This is a genomic window from Lacrimispora brassicae (assembly GCF_054772055.1).
The window spans coordinates 116,835-133,867 of the sequence record NZ_BRYH01000026.1; the positions used below are offsets into that span (position 1 = coordinate 116,835).

12 protein-coding genes are annotated in these 17,033 nt (G+C 44.6%); 4 read left to right on the top strand and 8 right to left on the bottom strand.

Annotated features, from left to right (window positions below):
- Positions 1–12: 12 nt before the first annotated feature.
- From ACYVD3_RS13715 to ACYVD3_RS13730, 4 genes are all read right to left on the bottom strand, one after another.
- A complete protein-coding gene (locus ACYVD3_RS13715; protein WP_460643088.1) occupies positions 13–2,556 on the bottom strand; it encodes a beta-mannosidase in 2,544 nt (847 codons plus the stop codon).
- A gap of 123 nt (positions 2,557–2,679) precedes the next feature.
- The gene (locus ACYVD3_RS13720; RefSeq protein ID WP_460643089.1) at positions 2,680–3,504 is read right to left on the bottom strand and encodes a carbohydrate ABC transporter permease; all 825 of its coding nucleotides are present in this window, start codon (positions 3,502–3,504) and stop codon (positions 2,680–2,682) included.
- A 2-nt stretch (positions 3,505–3,506) separates the two neighbouring features.
- Positions 3,507–4,430 (bottom strand): carbohydrate ABC transporter permease, encoded by a 924-nt coding sequence (locus tag ACYVD3_RS13725; RefSeq protein ID WP_460643090.1) that lies wholly within the window; start codon positions 4,428–4,430, stop codon positions 3,507–3,509.
- An 81-nt stretch (positions 4,431–4,511) separates the two neighbouring features.
- A complete protein-coding gene (locus ACYVD3_RS13730) occupies positions 4,512–5,855 on the bottom strand; it encodes an ABC transporter substrate-binding protein (protein WP_460643091.1) in 1,344 nt (447 codons plus the stop codon).
- A gap of 252 nt (positions 5,856–6,107) precedes the next feature.
- On the opposite strand from ACYVD3_RS13730, the gene ACYVD3_RS13735 reads away from it, so the two are divergent.
- Complete coding sequence (locus tag ACYVD3_RS13735; protein WP_460643092.1) at positions 6,108–6,749, top strand: helix-turn-helix transcriptional regulator; 642 nt, start codon at positions 6,108–6,110, stop codon at positions 6,747–6,749.
- Positions 6,750–6,830: 81 nt separating this feature from the next.
- Here ACYVD3_RS13735 and ACYVD3_RS13740 read toward each other — a convergent pair whose 3' ends face one another.
- Positions 6,831–7,235, bottom strand: a complete 405-nt coding sequence (locus ACYVD3_RS13740) for a MerR family transcriptional regulator (RefSeq protein WP_460643093.1) — start codon at positions 7,233–7,235, stop codon at positions 6,831–6,833.
- Between the two features lie 127 nt (positions 7,236–7,362).
- On the opposite strand from ACYVD3_RS13740, the gene ACYVD3_RS13745 reads away from it, so the two are divergent.
- Positions 7,363–8,223, top strand: a complete 861-nt coding sequence (locus tag ACYVD3_RS13745; protein ID WP_460643094.1) for an aldo/keto reductase — start codon at positions 7,363–7,365, stop codon at positions 8,221–8,223.
- 25 nt (positions 8,224–8,248) lie between these two features.
- Entirely contained in the window at positions 8,249–8,947 is a 699-nt protein-coding gene (locus tag ACYVD3_RS13750; protein ID WP_460643095.1) for a flavodoxin, read from the top strand.
- A gap of 198 nt (positions 8,948–9,145) precedes the next feature.
- On the opposite strand, the gene ACYVD3_RS13755 is transcribed toward ACYVD3_RS13750, so the two are convergent.
- The 3 genes from ACYVD3_RS13755 to ACYVD3_RS13765 are packed head-to-tail and all read right to left on the bottom strand — an operon-like array spanning position 9,146 to position 14,515.
- Positions 9,146–12,526 (bottom strand): ATP-binding protein, encoded by a 3,381-nt coding sequence (locus tag ACYVD3_RS13755; protein ID WP_460643119.1) that lies wholly within the window; start codon positions 12,524–12,526, stop codon positions 9,146–9,148.
- On the bottom strand, positions 12,507–13,157 hold the full coding sequence (locus ACYVD3_RS13760; RefSeq protein ID WP_460643096.1) for a DUF4194 domain-containing protein: 651 nt from the start codon (positions 13,155–13,157) through the stop codon (positions 12,507–12,509). Before ACYVD3_RS13760 ends, ACYVD3_RS13755 begins: the two co-directional genes overlap by 20 nt.
- Positions 13,154–14,515 carry a Wadjet anti-phage system protein JetA family protein gene (locus ACYVD3_RS13765; protein WP_460643120.1) on the bottom strand — a complete coding sequence of 454 codons (1,362 nt, stop codon included), beginning with the start codon at positions 14,513–14,515 and terminating at the stop codon, positions 13,154–13,156. The genes ACYVD3_RS13760 and ACYVD3_RS13765 overlap by 4 nt, the downstream gene beginning before the upstream one ends.
- Positions 14,516–14,822: 307 nt before the next feature.
- Between ACYVD3_RS13765 and ACYVD3_RS13770 the strand changes: the two genes are divergently transcribed.
- Positions 14,823–17,024: a helix-turn-helix domain-containing protein gene (locus ACYVD3_RS13770; protein ID WP_460643097.1), complete on the top strand. Its 2,202-nt coding sequence runs from the start codon at positions 14,823–14,825 to the stop codon at positions 17,022–17,024.
- Positions 17,025–17,033: the final 9 nt, after the last annotated feature.

The window sequence follows — 17,033 nt, forward strand, 5'->3', positions numbered from 1 at the left end:
TTTCCTCCCTTCTCAGCTTTCATAGCTGTCGGCCACGCTCCGCACCACCAGATTCTCTTTTACCAGGTCCGGGGTCATATGGCATTGAAAGTCTTCCTTATTTACATGAACAATAATTCCTTCCGGCGATGTAATATCAAAATAGTTATCAGAGAAAATCACGTCAAAATCCTTAAAGTAAAGCTCCACATACTGACAGAAACAGGAAGCTTTCACCGTGATATCAAAACTCTCCCCTGACTCTGAAACCGAAACATCATAAACCGGGGCCTTATAATCAAAATGCTTTGGCTTTACAAACAGCACCGTCCGTTCCGTCACAAACGATTCTCCCCTGTATAACCGGAATACGGAAAAAACGCAAGAGCGAAGGGTTTCATCATTGGTCCACGGGGAAAAATCTGCTTCCATGGATTTCACAACAGACAGCGCCGGTAAGTCGCCTTCCCAGGCTTCTTCCCATAATACCCGGAACTCATGGTCCTTTAACTGGATTTCCGTTCTGCACCCTTCTTTCTCTCTGGTATCATTATGAACGTAATAGGAAACATGGGGGGAGAGCTCCTTTTCTTCCCCAATGGAAATGGTAAAGGGCGCATAAAATCTGCGTGCTCCGTAATGAAGCGCTTTCCAGCGTCCATAATAGTCAATGCTTGCCCAGGATGCCACCGGCCAGCAGTCATTTAGCTGCCAGTAGAGGGAACCCATGCATTGTCCCCGTTTTCTTCTCCAGTGCTCCACCCCATATTCAATGGCTTTTAGCTGCAGGATCTGGGAAATATATGCCAGGGAATCCGTATCCTTGGGATAAAGGAAGTAATCCGCTATATAGTTTAATATTTTCCCGTTTGCAGCCGGATTCTTCTGGTGAGATTCCATGACCCTGCTGAAAATGTTCCGGTCCTCAGGCAAGGTAAAGGAAGCAATGGTTTTGCTGTGGGGAAAGGACTGGAATCCGTATTCCGAACAAAAGCTGAAATCCCCGTATTCTGTAAAGGGTTTTCCGGAATGCCAGACCTCCCAGTAATGCTGATCCCCCCGGTTAATTCCATTGGGATTGTCAAAGGCTCCCCCTGAGGACGGGGAAGACGGCCAGTAAAATGTGGTGTCATCGCAGGCTCTTATTGCACGGGGAAGGATATATTCAAAGATCTTCGTATAGTCCGCCTTATATCCTGGGTGATGGCCTTTTAACCTGGCCCACTCATCTGCCCAGCCCCATTCCATTTCATTATTTCCGCACCATAAGGCCAGGCAGGCATGGTGCCTTAAGCGGCGGACATTGTCCTTTGTTTCTTCCACAATGTCCTCTTCAAAACTGTCATTTAATGCATAGACATTGCAGCCGAACATCAGGTCCTGCCAGATTAAAATTCCTTCTTCATCACATTTGTCATAGAAATAGTCGTCAGGGTAATAGCCTCCGCCCCAGACTCTCAGGCAATTGAAATTTGCGGCAGCACAATCCTCAATCAGCCGTGTTGTCCTTTCCTTTGTCACCCTTGTTAAAATATTATCTTCCGGGATATAATTTGCGCCCATGGTAAATATCTTAATCCCATTGACCGTTATGGCAAACTCATTACCGGATTCATTTTCGTATGCTGATGAATCAAGGGAATATTTATCCCTGCTCACGGTCACTGTCCGAAGGCCGATCCGGCACTCATAGGTATCATGGCAGGTTCCCGTCTCATCAAGCAGGCGGATTCTCACTTTGTATAAGGGATGCGCTCCCAGACCGTTGGGCCACCAAAGCTTAGGCTCACTGATGATTTCTTCAAACTGCCACTCTCCGCTGCTGCGGACTCTTTGGGATACAGGCATACCTTCCGGATCTGTTATCTCAGTCTCAGTAAACCATGTGTGCCCTGCTTCCCGGCTTTTATCATAAGAAGAAAGCTGCTTTATTTTCACTTCAAACTTCAGCCCTGCTCTGCTGCTGTCCTGATGATCCTGCCTGATGCGGACGTCTTGGATTTTTGCATGGTTCCAATATTCAATCCCTATATCCCGGAAGATCCCCATATCGGGAAGCTGAGGGCCCCAATCCCATCCAAACATATAATGGGCCTTGCGAAGTGCTGCATTCCCCCGGATACAGCCGGTGGATGCATAGAAAATATCATTTTCCCCGTCTTCTTTCCTTACAAACTCCAGGGGGGAGCGGAATAAAACCTCAATCCGGTTCTCCCCTTCCTGCAGGTATTCCTTCACAGGGAAACGGTAGGTCCTGTGCATATCCCTGGTCTCTGCCACCAGGCAGCCGTTGATGCGGATGGAAGCAATGGTGTCCAGCCCTGCGCAGACAAGTTCTGCACAGGATAGCTTCAAATCCTCTTCTGACACCGTAAAGCTTCTCCAATAAAGGCAGTCCCTTCCCATCATCTCCCGGACAGTATACTCATTGCATCTCCAATAAGGGTCCTCAATCAGCTTATGGCCAAGCATATCGCTGATCACCGTTCCCGGCACCTCTCCAGTATACAGGGTATGGCAGGAAGCTCCTTCCCAATGCCATTCCCAAATTCCATTTAATGATTGTGTTTTTCTCATTGTTCGTCTCCTAATGGATCAAGCAGATCTGCCTGCATATACCGCTAATGCCCGATAAAGCGGGGCACGCTGTTTACAAACTTAAGGCTGAAAGACGTCTTTCTTTTAACCTTTCCTTGCTGATTACGCCTTTAAACCGCTGGTCGCAATTCCTTCCACAAAGTTCTTCTGGAAAATCCCGAAGCAGACAATGACAGGAAGAACAAATACAACCGCTGCCGCCATCAGCCTTGCCCAGTCCACGGAATACTCACTCATATACTGCTGAAGTCCCAGGGAAAGTGTATACATACCGGGCTTTGTTATGAAAATCAAAGGATATAAGTAATCGCTCCAGGCATCCAAAAATGCATATATCCCGATGGTGGTTAAAACCGGCTTAGACAGAGGCAGCGCAATTTTATAATAACGCTGGAATTCCGTTGCTCCGTCGATCTTTCCTGCCTCAATCAGACTGTTGGGAATGCCTGCAAAAAACTGCCGGACAATGACAATATAGTATGCCTTTCCAAAAAATGCAGGCAGGATTAAGGGAACGTAAGTATTGGTAAGTCCCAGCTTTGAATAGATCTTGTACAAAGGAACCATGGTGACCGTTATGGGGATCATCATGGTGGCCATAACAAGTCCTGAAATAATGTCTGCACCTTTCCATTTGATCTTTGCTAAGGAATACGCCACCATTGGCGTCACCAGAAGCTGCCCTATAAGGGAAATGGCCGTGATGAACACCGTATTTCCCATGTACTTAAAATATGGGATTGCTGCAAATGCCGCCGGATAATTTTCCTTCACCCATTGACGGGGAAACAGCTTTACCGGAATGGTGAACGCATCGTTGTTGGTTTTGAAAGAAGTGAGCACCATTACCATAAAGGGTGATATAAAAATCAAAGCCAGCACGGCAACCATAGCAAAAAATAAAACTTTGCTTGTAATTTTTTTCATTCTTATTCACCTCCGGCATTTTCTGTTGCTTTTCTTGTTACCTTTGTCATAATAACTGTCAGAATTGCAACAATGATAAACAGCAGCCACGCCATTGCCGAAGCCTTTCCCATCTTTAAATAGGTAAATGCATTGTGAAATACATACAGGGGATACATGAGAATGGAATTCTCAGGGCCGCCGGCGGCGCTTCCGCCTTTTACTCCGGCATTTGCAGTAACAATGATGTACACCTGCTGGAAATACTGGAATGCATTTATGGTACTTAAAATAGCCTGATATACCAGCACATGAGCAATGCATGGTACTGTAATATAGAAAAATCTTGCGATCTTTCCTGCTCCGTCGATTTCTGCGGATTCATAGTAGCTTCTGGGCACAGACTGTAAAGCTGACATGCAGACCAGCATCATGGTTCCTGTGTTCCACGTTCCCATGAGCACCAGCGCCCACTTGGTATAATGGGCATCCATAAGCCACGCCGGCCCGCTGATTCCAAACCAGCCTAATACGTTATTGATGTAACCGTAGGTAGGGTCAAACATCCAGATCCATACCATAGTGGCCGCAACCATGGGGATTACGGAAGGCAGGAAAAATGCTGTCCTGACAAACCCCCGCCCCTTAAAATCAGCGCATACGATGCTGGCCAGAAGCAGTGCCACAAACAGGTTGATGGGCGTAGATACAAAGGCCATAAATAAGGTGTTTCCCAAACTTTTCCAAACAAGGGGATCACTGAAGATGTCTTTGAAATTATTAAGTCCCACCCACTGGGGAGCTGTTACGGCATTGAATTTTGTAAGGCTGTAATACAGAGAGCTTATTAACGGATATACGCTAAAAGCCAGAAAGCCCAGAATCCACGGAGATGAGAACAGCAGCCCGTTTATAAAATCCCGCTGTGTTGCGTTTCGTCCCTTCATTCCTTTTCCCCTCTCAAACATTAAGATTAGGGCACTGCAATATGCAGATTTCTGCTTACAGCGCCCCTCATAAGTGAATTGTTATTTTAAATTTGCACTCTGTTCTGTAAGAGCTTTCAATGCCTCTTCAGGAGTTTTTGAGCCTGAGTAAACGGTATCCAGTGTGGCGTTAATCATAGATATGTATTCATCATAATCGGCCATTGCCGGATACTGAATGCCCTTTTCCAGCTTCAGTGCATCAATAAATTCTGTAAATCCAGGAACTGCTTTGATATCAGCATCATCGTATAACGCTTTTACAGCCGGAAGATTTCCTGTTCCAAGATCAATGATCTTGGCTCCTTCCTGACTGCAGAGCCATTTTGTGAAATCCCAGGCTCCGTCTTTATTCTTAGCCATTACCGGCACTGCTACAGAGTCAGTCTCATACCGGCTGGTTCCTCTCAGCTCCGGATTTGCCTGTGTACCAGGGATAAGGGTAATGCCGTAATCAACGGTTGAATTAAAGTTCTTCATCATGGTCGGCAGCCAGGAACCGTCAAGACGGAACAACTGCTTGCCCTGGAAAAACATATCCTGCTCTGTATAGCGGTTTGTATTTGCCGTACCGATAAATCCATCCAAAGCTTTTCCGCCAAACTGGTTTCTGTATTTTACGTTCATATTAAGGCTGTCTAAAATACCTGAGTTATCTGGGGTAACATTAGAATTCTCATCCCACCATCTTCCGCCGAAGCCGTAGATCAGCTCCTGTCTGGCAGAAGCATATGGGAATAAGGGATATCCAAGCACCTCAATATTTCCGCTGCCATCTACCTTTGTAGCCTTTACTGCCATCTCATACATCTCTTCCATGGTTTTTGGCGGCTCGGTGTAACCGGCTTCCTTCAGCAGTTCCTTGTTGTAATACATCTGTATGGTATAGGCATCAAGGGGAAGGGCATAAATGTCTCTGTCAATGGTATTGGCATTCACAGCCTGTTCTGAATAGATAGAAGAATCAAAGGAGTCCTTGTCTGCATATGGCTGCAGGCTTTCCAGCAAGCCGTTCTTCTGATACTGCATCACTGTCTGGTTGCTTATTTTGATCACATCGGGAGATTCGTTGCTGCTCATGGCAACGATTACTTTCTGGGCATCCGTAACGCTTAATCCCTCTACCTTGTACTTGCTCTGGGAAGCGTTATACTCACTGATGGCCTTCTCATAGACAGCCGCTTCATCACCTGTGTTGTTGTACCAGAAGGTGATCACCTGTGCTTCTTTGTTTTCTGCCTGAGCGGTTGTTTCCCCAACCGTTGTTTCCCCACTGGCTGCTGTTGTCTGTGCAGAAGTGGTCTGTGCCGTTGAACCGCCGCCGCAGCCTGTGACCGCCAATGCAGCCATACCTGCAGCCATGATAATACTGATTGCTCTTTTCATAAATAACCTCCTTGTAAAAGAATAGTTTGAACTTTTTGTTGATTGTTCTTCAACATTTTGTTTAACTCATAATCAATATATACTATATTTCCTATCTTTTGTCAACAATAATAATCCATTATCTTTATATTTTTTGTCTGTTTTTTATAATCTTTCTTTTTGACTTCAACAAATAATCTATTATTGCTGGACTTTATTTCACATTTCATTTATAATTTTCTTAGACATTTTGTTGAAAGGATAAAAATTACTATGGGATATGTTTCTGATAACTTAAACCTGCTGTCTGATATTGCCAAATGCATTGCAATGCAATTTGGAGAAAACTGTGAAGTGGTTCTCCATGATCTCACCCTGCCCTATGACCAGACCATCGTCGCCATCTGGAACGGGCATGTGACCGGAAGAAAGGTGGGAGACGGCGGCACCAATGCCGGGTTAGAGATTTTAAAGGGATCGGCATCACCGGATGATCAGTACAGCTATATCAACGCCACGCCAACCGGCCGGATTTTACGTTCATCCAGCAAGTACTTCCGTGACGAATATGGAAAAGTCAACGGAAGCCTGTGCATCAATATGGATATTTCAGATATGATCAAATGCGAAAACACCTTACGTTCCTTCACCTGCTCCGGCTCCTCCACCCTCCCCCAGACCCCGGAACTGTTTGTGGGCAATGTTGATGAACTGCTGGAAATCATGATGAAAGAAGCGGTAAACATGACTGGAAAAACCGTGGGGAATTTAACAAAAGAAGAGAAGGTGGCTGTTGTCCATAACCTGGATGGCAAGGGATTTTTCCTGATTAAGAAGGCTGCGGAAAAGCTGGCCGACTTTCTGGGATTGTCCAGGTACAGCATTTATAACTACTTAAATGAAAGCACCCATTAATCTGCTTAATTGTGATAATCAAAGAGAGGTTCTTCCAAAAGTCTTGATATGGCTTAGGGAAGAACCTCTTTTTATTATGATCTATGGACTCTCATCAACCTTAATGAGATTACTTACATACTTAATCTTATTGTTCAGAACATCATCATAAAACTGCTGCTTTGTGTCAATGTATTCGATACATTCATTGATTTCCTGGAGCTTTCCCAGCAACGCTTTTCTTTTTTTGTCTAATATAATTTTCCTTTCCGGAATAGAGGATTTGCCCTTTAAGCATAGCTCAACATACTGCCTCATTTCTGTAATTCCCATACCGCATTGTTTTAAACAGGACAGGCTCTTTATCCATGCAATATCTTTGTCATCAAATATTCTGTAATTGTTTTTATCCCTTTTTACATTGGGTATCAATCCTTCATTGCAGTAAAATTTTAACGTTTCATAGGTCATGCCTGCTTGTTTACATACTTCTTTCATTGAATACATAAAGAACCTCCTTAAAATCACATTCAAAATTTCAACATCTCAAAAAGGTATTGACCGGTAGCTACTACCGTCTTTTATAATCTGATTGTACCCCTAAAAAACATAGAATGTCAAGGAGAAGTAGAATATGGAATATGTAACATTGAACAACGGCGTAAAGATGCCAAAATTAGGTTTTGGAGTATTTCAGATCTCAAAGGAAGAATGTGAAAAATGTGTCCTTGACGCAATCAAAGCAGGATACAGACACATTGATACAGCACAATCTTATTTCAATGAAGAAGAAGTGGGAAATGCGATCAGCAAATGTGGGATTGCAAGAGAAGAATTGTTTATTACCACAAAGGTATGGATTGACAACTATGGCTATGAGAAGGCAAAACAATCTGTGTTAAAGTCTATGGAAAAATTGAAAACAGATTATATAGATTTGGTTTTGCTTCATCAGCCATTCAGTGATTATTACGGTGCATACCATGCATTACAGGATTTATATGAGGAAGGAAAAATCAGAGCAATCGGTGTCAGCAACTTTTCACCGGACAGATTAGCGGATATGGCCGCTTTTAATAAGATAGCACCTCAGGTAAATCAAGTTGAAACAAATCCCCTTCATCAACAGATCAGTGCACAGGAAAACATGGTGAAACGTGGCGTCCAGATGGAAGCATGGGCGCCATTTGGAGAAGGAAAAAGCAACATGTTCAAAAATCCTGTGTTAAAAGAAATAGCAGATAAATATGGAAAATCTGTGGCACAGGTTATTTTAAGGTGGCTTATGCAGCGGAATATTGTTGCTCTGGCAAAGTCCACTCATACAGAACGAATAAAGGAAAATCTTGAAATCTTTGATTTTCAGCTTTCAGACGGGGATATGAATAAAATCACAGCATTAGACACAAAGTCAAGTTTATTTTTTGACCACCAGACACCAGAAACAGTTGACAGATTCGTAAATATGATTGAAGAAAGAAAAGGACGAATTTAAACTTTTAAGACGGGAAGTAAATTCAATGAAAAAAATAATCAATTTATTATCAGGGATAACACTGATACTCGCTCTTACGGCCTGCGGAACATCGGGAGCAGAAGCCGGAAAGGATAAGGATGCAGCTTCTAAAGAACAGGCAGCAAACAGCTTACAGACACAGCAGACAGATATGGGAAAAGCTTTAGTCGTATATTTTTCCATGCCGGAAACCACTAATCCCAACAATATGACAAAAGCAGAGGCTGACAGCACAGTGATCGTTGACGGTAAAGTATTAGGAAATACCCAATATGCAGCAACTGTTATTCAAGAAAACACAGGAGCAGATATGTTCCCCATTGAACCTAAAACTCCATATCCGACAGATCATGGTACCCTGGTAGAACAGGCAGAAAAAGAAAAGGAGAACAAGCTTCGTCCGGAAATAAAAAACCGTATAGAAGATATAAGCCAATATGATACGATTTTTCTTGGCTATCCTACATGGTGGAGCGATATGCCAATGATACTATATTCTTTTTTGGATGAGTATGATCTTTCGGGAAAGACAATCATTCCCTTTAATACTCATGGCGGCAGTGGATTTGCAAATACGATTGACACTATTTCTGAGCTGGAACCTGATGCAACAGTGAACAAAAACGGCTTTACTGTTTCCAGAGATAATGTTCAAGAAGCCGAAAATGATATTATTGTTTGGCTCAGCGGCCTAAAAGAATAGGGAACCGGGTATCTGGTAAACGGTGTTGTATACCTGTTATGGGAGTTGAACCCAGGGTGTGGGCTATAAATTTGCAGAGGATAAAACAAATGAAAGGCGGGGCGTTCAGAACAGCCTGTAAAGCAAAAACTGTCTGAAACGTCCCCACCTTTTCAGGAGCGGCAGAAAAAGCTGATATCTGTTTTACCGTTGATCCAATCAATCACCGTCTGCACATGTCTCCTCTTCATCAAGCTCCCGCATCAGCTCCGAAAAGCTTTCCCGCTCAAACTCCTGAATGGATATGGACTTTTTATTGGGATTGGCGAACACAAAGGTCTTATCCACGTTTTCCACATAGTTCTGGATCTTGTCATTGGTGGCGCTGATAATGGCCTGGAAGCCCAGCCCCCGGATCAGTTCAATGCAGCTTGCCACCTTCTCCCCATCCATTTTGGAAAACGCTTCGTCAAGCACCACCAGACGGAGGGTGGGATTCCTCTGGATCTTGGGAGATAAGCTGATCCGGTAAGCCTGGGCAAAGCTGGCTAACAGAGCCACGTAAAGGGGATTCTGCCCCTCGCCCCCGGAATTCTTCTTGATCATCTTGCTTAAGCGGATCTTAATGACCTCGTCCTCGTTCTGTATGATCTGCTGCATGTCAAAGGATAAATACGTCCGGTAATCCGCATACTTATCCATGTTCCGCTTGGCCTCTTCCATCTGCTCCGCCGTGGCATTTTCCGGCGGGATGAAGATGTTTATAAGGTCATTGATTATTTCCCCGTACTGGCTCTCATGCTCCATGGTGAATAAATTCATCTGGTCATCCAGGGAATCCGTAAGACAGGCGGGATTAACTTCCAGGGAATCATCCATGAACATGTCGTAATATCTCCCATCCGGTCCCCGATTCCTTCCGATAACAAACTGGTACTTATCCTTTCCGAAATCCAGCCTGCTGATGATCCGGTTCAGCTCATCCTTTCGCAAAAGCGCATCTCTTATAGCGCTGCGGATCTTGAACATAAAGTCATCCTTAAAATGAAGGACAGCAGACTTTGCCTGCTCCGCAGCCATATTTTTATATTCCTCCAGACTGCCGCACTCCATGACCTCAAGAAGCCGGTCGTACTCACGGTTATCCTTTGCTGTCAGGGAAAAACTCCGGTTAGGGTATTTCCTGGCATACTCGCCTCTGGCGCCTACAAGGGCCTGGAACGCCTGGTCCCTGGCGTCTTCCGCTTCCCTGCATTTTCCCCAAAATTTATTCTTCCATTGGTCGTACCGGTGGTTTTCTCTGCTTTCCAAAAGTTCCTTTACCCTGGATTCCAGTTCCTCATCCGGTTCAAATTCCTGCTCCTTTAAAACCAGCTCTTCCTGCTGTTGCAGGGATTCTCTGCGAAACCGCTCTATCTCACTGTTGATGCCAAAAATCAGCTCATCCACTGCCCTCTGCTCCGCCCTTTTTCTTTCGCAGAGCTGTAAGACAGCTTCCCTTTCTTTCACCCAGCCTTCTACATCCTGGGCCTTCAGCTTTTCCAGTTTCTGTTCCAGCCGTCTGATCTCTTTTTCCTTTTCCTTAAGGGCCGCCATATCCTGCTGCCACTCTAAGTAAACGGCCGCATCCTCGCTTAAATCCTCCATGGATAAGATCCGCCCGCATTCCTTTAAAACCTGCTCCTGAGGCTTTTTCTCCTCTTCCATGGCAGCCAGGTTCTTTTCCAGAAGCCGGATCCTTCTCCTGACACTGTCTTTGCCGATATAGGCAAATTTCGTATAATTATCGGGATTCATATGCTGCAGGCGGAAGGTATGGTACAGCATGCAGTCAGGAGTCACTCCTATGCGGCATTGGCGCAGCTCTTCTAAATTCCTGCACTTGACCACCCTGCCCAAAAGCAGGTCAATGTATGGCTGTAAATAAGCCTCCCTCACAATGATCTCTTCCGCAAGGCCGTCTTTTACCACTTCATAGGAATTCTGACCCACTTTTTCCGTATCCAGGACCGCCACATTAAAATATTCCGCCTTGTCCAGTTCCTCATAAACAGCCATGGCCGCTTCTGCATAAGCAGGAGCTACTACCAGGGACAACTTGTTATTTCCCAGATAGCCTTCCACCGCATTTCTCCAGGTCTCATCCCTGATATCCAGAAGGTCTGCAAGCACATGGACCTCCACTGCCTTGCCGGTTTCCTCCAATAGCCGCTGCTGGATCCAGGATCTGGCACGCTCCAGATACTTGGGATAGGCCTTGCTTCCGGCCTTTAACTGGACCAGTTCTTCACTTGTCTGGCGCTCCTTTTTCCGGATATCCCGGAGGATCCCTTCCGCCTCTTTCTGGGTCTCTTTTGTTTCCTGCCCCATTTCAGCGATGGATCTTTTCAGGCGGTTCAGCTTCTCTTCATCAATGGTGTTCTTTTCAAATTCTTCTATGTCCCATATGGTCTGGTTGGAAGTGGCCTCTTCGTCGATCCATTCCTTTAACCGCTCCCCTGTCTGGGACCATCTGGCAGAGCTTTTCCCTAAATGGCTTAACAATTCCCTTGCTGTTTCCAACTGATTTTTTAAATCCTCATAACCGGTGGAAGAAATCCGCCGGAGCAGTTCATTTCCCTGCAAGTTCAAATCTTCCATCTGCCTTTCCAGGGCCGTCTTCTGGCTCTCCTGGCGGCTTAAATCCTCCTTTGCAAGCCCGGACTTATCCGTCAATGCCTGGATCCTGGCATGGTAATCCAGGATCTCCATCCTGCGGAAGAAATACGTATTTTGAACGATCTCCTCTTCCTTTTCCTGAACGGATGAAAATCTTTCCCTCATACCCTTTAAGTAATCGATCTCCACAGCCGTGTCTTCAATCTTCTTTCGCATCCGTCCGTACTGCATGACGCTTTCCTGCATATCCTCGATATGGATGTCCTGCTCCATGCAGATGTATTCCTTTACAAAATCCTCCAGCTTGATGTTCATGCGGAAGGGAATGGCCCGTTTAAACAGAAGAGGGAATTTTTCCGAATCAAGGCCGCCTAAGTATACATCATACAACTGCCTGCGGAACCGCTCGTTATGGGAGGTTGCAAAGTAATCCTCTTTGGCGTAAAGGGTCTGCAAATAAGCGGACACCTCCTGAGTTGTCATGGTCCTGGAACCGGTACGGTAGCCGTTTTCCCAGAGAGGTCCTTTGTGCCAGAAGAATTTTCTGGATATATCATTGGTGGCCGTATCCACATCAAAGACGATTCCAATGCACTGGCATTCTTCCGTATCCGTCCGTTTCAGTTCCAGCACAATGGTGGTGGAAAAATTCTGGTTCCTCAAATAGGCGAATTCGTTATTCTCCCCGATATTCACCATGCCACGCAGATACTCGATCAGGCTCCTGTCCGAATCATCGGCCGCAGCCTTGTTAAAGAATCCCCTGCCGTCGGTATTGGCGTAAAGGAGGATCTGCATGGCATCAATAACAGTGGATTTTCCGCTGCCGGAATGGCCGGTAAAAAAATTGATCTCCTGATTAAAGGATAAGGTCTTCCGGTTGATATAATGCCAGTTGTTAAGGAGTATCCGGGACAGGGCTTCAAATTTCTGGTTCGTCATCATCATCCTCTCCTTCTCCAAATGCTTCTAATAATCCACGCACGTCATCTCCAAACAGCACCACATTGATGCAGGGATAGATGACCATACGGCTGTCTCCATCTAAATCCTCCAAAATATCCAGAGGCTCCAGGATCTGATATTTCTTTAACAAAGCAATTGCCCGGCGGATCTCTGTGGGGGATGGCTGCTTCTTAAATAAGCGGTAAGTTCCCAGCTTTTCATGGATCTCGCTTAAGGTGGTGTAAATGTTGACACTGGTGGAAACTGCCGCCATCTGTTCATCGTAGATCAGCTTTAAGACCAGCAGATAAAGGGTAGCCAGCTTGGGAAGTTTGTCTCCCACCGTAGTCTCTCCCTGGATGTAAATAAGGCCTAGCTGGCTGTTTTCCAGAACGGCTACCCCGCTGACGGCAAGATAGGCCCGGATAAATTCCAGATGCTTGTTGCAGGTTTTAAATTCCTGGTTATAGGAAAACCGGCCGGAACGCTTGTCATACTTGTGCTCCAGCACAAAGGTCTGCTGGAGAAGAAGCCTTAAGCCTGCCCTAACCTCTTCCTTTTCCCCCTGCCCCAGGGCGTCATAATATGGGATCTGGCTGATGATGCCAGCACTTTCTTCATATGTCATGATTCTTTCCTCCTTACAAATACCAGCTTCGGATAGCAATATCTGCCGTTGTCAATGAGCTCTGTCTCCTGATCCTCCACCTGATACAGGCTCTTCCTTCTGGTGGAGTAATCATAGGCCAGGATCAGCTTTTCAAACTCCTCAGGGGAATTGACCGTATCTTCTCTTACCTCCATACGGCCGTTTTCCATATGGGATTCAATATAACTTTCGATCTCCCGGCCGCTGTACCGGCTTTTTAAACGGTTTAAATCCAGGATCTCCTCCATGGTAAGCTCCACAGCCTCTTCCTCAGGCATTAGATTCTCCTTAAAGCCTGACCTGGCTCTTCTCTTTTTATAGAGGGATTTTTCAGAGAGTATGGATATCTGGGATAAATTCATGAGGTTTCCCACTTCCTTCACGGCCTCGTCCTGATCCTCTGTCTGGGAGAGATGATTTAAAAGCCTGATCACAAGGCCCTTCATGCTGTCTTCCTGGTTTAGAAGATAGTTAAGCCTTGTAACCGTTGCCCGGATATAACGGGAATGCTCCCTGTCCATATTGGCAATGCGGTGTTCAATGTCGTCAAAGCCCCTTTCGATCTGGTCCAGCTTTTCCCCAATATCCCCAGCGGTCACTTTCTGCCCGCTGCGGCGGCTCATCTGTTCCATCCATTCCACATCTTCCCGCATGGAGCTGATCCACCGCTTAATATCATTTTTGTAAAGATAGAAATTATCTGAAGTTTTTAACATATGGTATTTCTTTTTTACAATTTCCTCCACATATCCTTCCAGATGTTCCTTTAACAGCTCCCCATACGCCTTCTGCTCCAAAAGGCTTGCAAAGAATTTGTCCATGTTGTGGAGCATGTCCTGCAGGGTCTTGTTAAGCCGCTTTGTGTTGACATAAGCTGTGTTTAAAAGGCTTACACCGGCTCTTGGATCATTTTTCAGGGAAAAAAGGATGGCGTAGACGTTCTGGATATAAATCTGGGTCTCATCCTCTTCATCACTTGCAAGCTTAAAAAAAGCCTCAATCATGACGGCCGCATAATCAGGGATCACAATATTCACCGTCATGGAGGCATAATCATCCACTTTCCTAAGCCAGCCTGCCCTTAACAGCCAGTTTAAGACCCTGACTGCGGTTGGCTCTAAGGCATCCGCCTCATCTTCCAGTTCATCCTGCCAGATGACCAGACGTTTCGCAGTAAAATATTCCTCCAGAACCTGAATGCACACCTCACGGCTTAAAAAGTAGTTGCTGTATTCATATTCCTCATTGATTTTTAACAAAGCTTCTATGTAAGTGGACCTGTTAATGGAACGGAACAATCCCCAGAACCGGTCGGGTATTTCATTCATCAATATCATTTGCTTCTGCTTCATCTCCTGTTTTTCTGATTCCAACCATGAAGTAACCGCCTTGCCCCTATAAAAGCAGACAAAAAGAAACGGCTATCATCAGTTATGACAGCCGATTGATCTTTGTTTTTACGGGTTTTTCTTTTAATCCAAGGCCTCTTTCTTTATATTATAACAAAAATCCCCATTTCTTACAATAAAATTATGAGAGCATATCCCATCTGCCATACCCGAAAACTTTCATTGCCCGCCCATACTCCATATGGTATCATAGAAAGAAAATACAAATGGTATTTGGTTAGGAGAGTCCACGAATATGAAATATAACAATCCAACATTTTTTAAGTGGTTCAAATCAATCCTGCTGGTTGTGGCAGCGATTTTATTGTTGTGTTCTATTCTGTGCGGCTACATGCTGGTTCTGCTCCGGAACAATGCCATCCAGATGAGCAGCAATTTAACCCAGTATATTCAGACAAATATTGATTCCCGCCTGTTTGAGCTGTATAAATACTCCTCCACTCTTGAACTCCATCCTGCCAACATCTATCTTAAGAAATTAAAAACAGCTCCGAAAACCATTGATCCGAAAGTCTATCAGTTCAGTGATCAGATGTTAAACTACAATTATTCCAATAAATTAATCAACAGTATCTTCATCTATTACCCGAACCTCCAAAAAATTGTGGGCAATTTAGGCTGCTATGATGCAGACTCCTATTATGCCCTGGATAATCTCCTGTTGTTAAACGGCTATGAACAATGGCTGGACACTCTCACCATGGAATCAGACAGCGACTTTGCCTATCTGCAGTCAGACAGCCGAAACCAGTTCTGTTATATCAGGAAGATAAAAAACTCAGAGGAGCTTGCAGGTTATCTTGTTTTTGAGTTGAATACGGATGAACTGTTAAATTCTTCCCTTTTGACGGAAAATTCCGGGGATCCTCATTCATCTCTTGGTATTTTGCTGGATGGCCAGTTGATTGCCTACACAGGAAACAGCGAAGAACTGACCCGGCTTGCCACATTGCTGCCCGGCAAACTGGAGGCTCCTGTCATTTTGGAGGAATCCTCTTCCCTGCTGTATGCCAGGCCCTCCTCTTTGCAGAATCTGTGCTATTTAAACGTATATTTTCATAAAAAAAACTTACAGCCGGTTTATATCACTCTTGGAATATGCATCTTGGGCATCATTGCCTGCACAATCTCAGGCCTCTTCGCTTCTGTACTCATCAGCCGGAAGAATACCAGGCCCCTCATCAGCCTGCTAGATAAAATCGGAGGCATCCCGGATAAAGAAAATGATGAATATGAAACCATTCATAAGCGCTTTGACCAGTTAATCAAAGACCACTGGGAAAACACCGAAAAAGTACAGGAACAGCAATCCCTGATTAATAATTTCTTCTTAAAAACAGTACTTTACGGTGACATGCACAGCGAATATGCTATTTTTAATGTGGCCAAAAGATGCAATATCTTATTTGAGAATCCACGCTATTTAGTCGCCATAGCTGAACCCATTTCCGCCAGGCCCCAGCCGGATGAAGACCTGCTTTTTACCATCAACAAATATTGCGAAACAAACCATTTTGATGTGATATCCTCCTTCCATGAAGGAAATCTCGTGATTCTTTTTAATATTGAGGAAACTGTTACACAGAATATGATTTCAAAGTTTATAAAAGAGATGAAGGCGGATGTGTTAGGAGAAGATAAATGGGTCATTGCCCTTGGTTTAGACTATGACGGTCTTGTCAATATACAATACAGCTATGCCCAGGCTGTTACGGCCCTGCACTACCAAATCAAACAGGAATCACCAGTCATCTGCTATAACAACTACATGGAAAATATTGCATCACCAGGTTTATCCTATATTGATACCTTTGAAAACTTCTCCAAAAATATGATCCAGAACGATTATAGCGCCGCACTGGTCCTGGTGCCCGCTGTTTTTGACAATTATTTTTCCGAGAAGGATTCTTCAGAAGTTACTAAAGTAAAATTCAGGGCCATACAGAATCTCTTACTAAATGCCAAGCAGAAGGTCAATCAGGAGATTAAGACATCCGGATGCAGCATTCATACAGCTCAGATTCTGTCCTGCACTTCCCCTGCACAGTTGCGCGAGTATACGCAGTGTATTTTAAAAGAACTGTCAACCCCTTCACAAAGTACCAAAAACATCGCGTCCAGCATTGCTGAACGCGCCAAAGCCATCATTCAAAGGGATTTTTCCGATCCGATGCTGGGTCTTTACCGGATTTCGGCAGAACTGAATATCAGTGACTCTTACCTTTCCACTACCTTCAAAACCGCCTTTGGCATCGGTGTGGTACAGTATATCAATTCCCTGCGGATTGAACAGGCCAAAAAACTAATCTGCAACACAAATTTAAGTATCCGGGAGATTGCATTAGCCGTAGGATTTTCCAGTGATGCTTCCTTCATCAGAGTATTCAAGCGCTACGAACTGCAGACGCCGAATACTCTGAGAAAGAACAAGAGATAACTATTTATT

What these genes read in the sequence shown, in the direction of transcription:
- ACYVD3_RS13715 (WP_460643088.1), bottom strand. Translation starts at nt 2,556, where the DNA reads ATGAGAAAAACACAATCATTAAATGGAATTTGGGAATGGCATTGGGAA.
- ACYVD3_RS13720 (WP_460643089.1), bottom strand. Translation starts at nt 3,504, where the DNA reads ATGAAAAAAATTACAAGCAAAGTTTTATTTTTTGCTATGGTTGCCGTG.
- ACYVD3_RS13725 (WP_460643090.1), bottom strand. Translation starts at nt 4,430, where the DNA reads ATGAAGGGACGAAACGCAACACAGCGGGATTTTATAAACGGGCTGCTG.
- ACYVD3_RS13730 (WP_460643091.1), bottom strand. Translation starts at nt 5,855, where the DNA reads ATGAAAAGAGCAATCAGTATTATCATGGCTGCAGGTATGGCTGCATTG.
- ACYVD3_RS13735 (WP_460643092.1), top strand. Translation starts at nt 6,108, where the DNA reads ATGGGATATGTTTCTGATAACTTAAACCTGCTGTCTGATATTGCCAAA.
- ACYVD3_RS13740 (WP_460643093.1), bottom strand. Translation starts at nt 7,235, where the DNA reads ATGTATTCAATGAAAGAAGTATGTAAACAAGCAGGCATGACCTATGAA.
- ACYVD3_RS13745 (WP_460643094.1), top strand. Translation starts at nt 7,363, where the DNA reads ATGGAATATGTAACATTGAACAACGGCGTAAAGATGCCAAAATTAGGT.
- ACYVD3_RS13750 (WP_460643095.1), top strand. Translation starts at nt 8,249, where the DNA reads ATGAAAAAAATAATCAATTTATTATCAGGGATAACACTGATACTCGCT.
- ACYVD3_RS13755 (WP_460643119.1), bottom strand. Translation starts at nt 12,526, where the DNA reads ATGACGAACCAGAAATTTGAAGCCCTGTCCCGGATACTCCTTAACAAC.
- ACYVD3_RS13760 (WP_460643096.1), bottom strand. Translation starts at nt 13,157, where the DNA reads ATGACATATGAAGAAAGTGCTGGCATCATCAGCCAGATCCCATATTAT.
- ACYVD3_RS13765 (WP_460643120.1), bottom strand. Translation starts at nt 14,515, where the DNA reads ATGATATTGATGAATGAAATACCCGACCGGTTCTGGGGATTGTTCCGT.
- ACYVD3_RS13770 (WP_460643097.1), top strand. Translation starts at nt 14,823, where the DNA reads ATGAAATATAACAATCCAACATTTTTTAAGTGGTTCAAATCAATCCTG.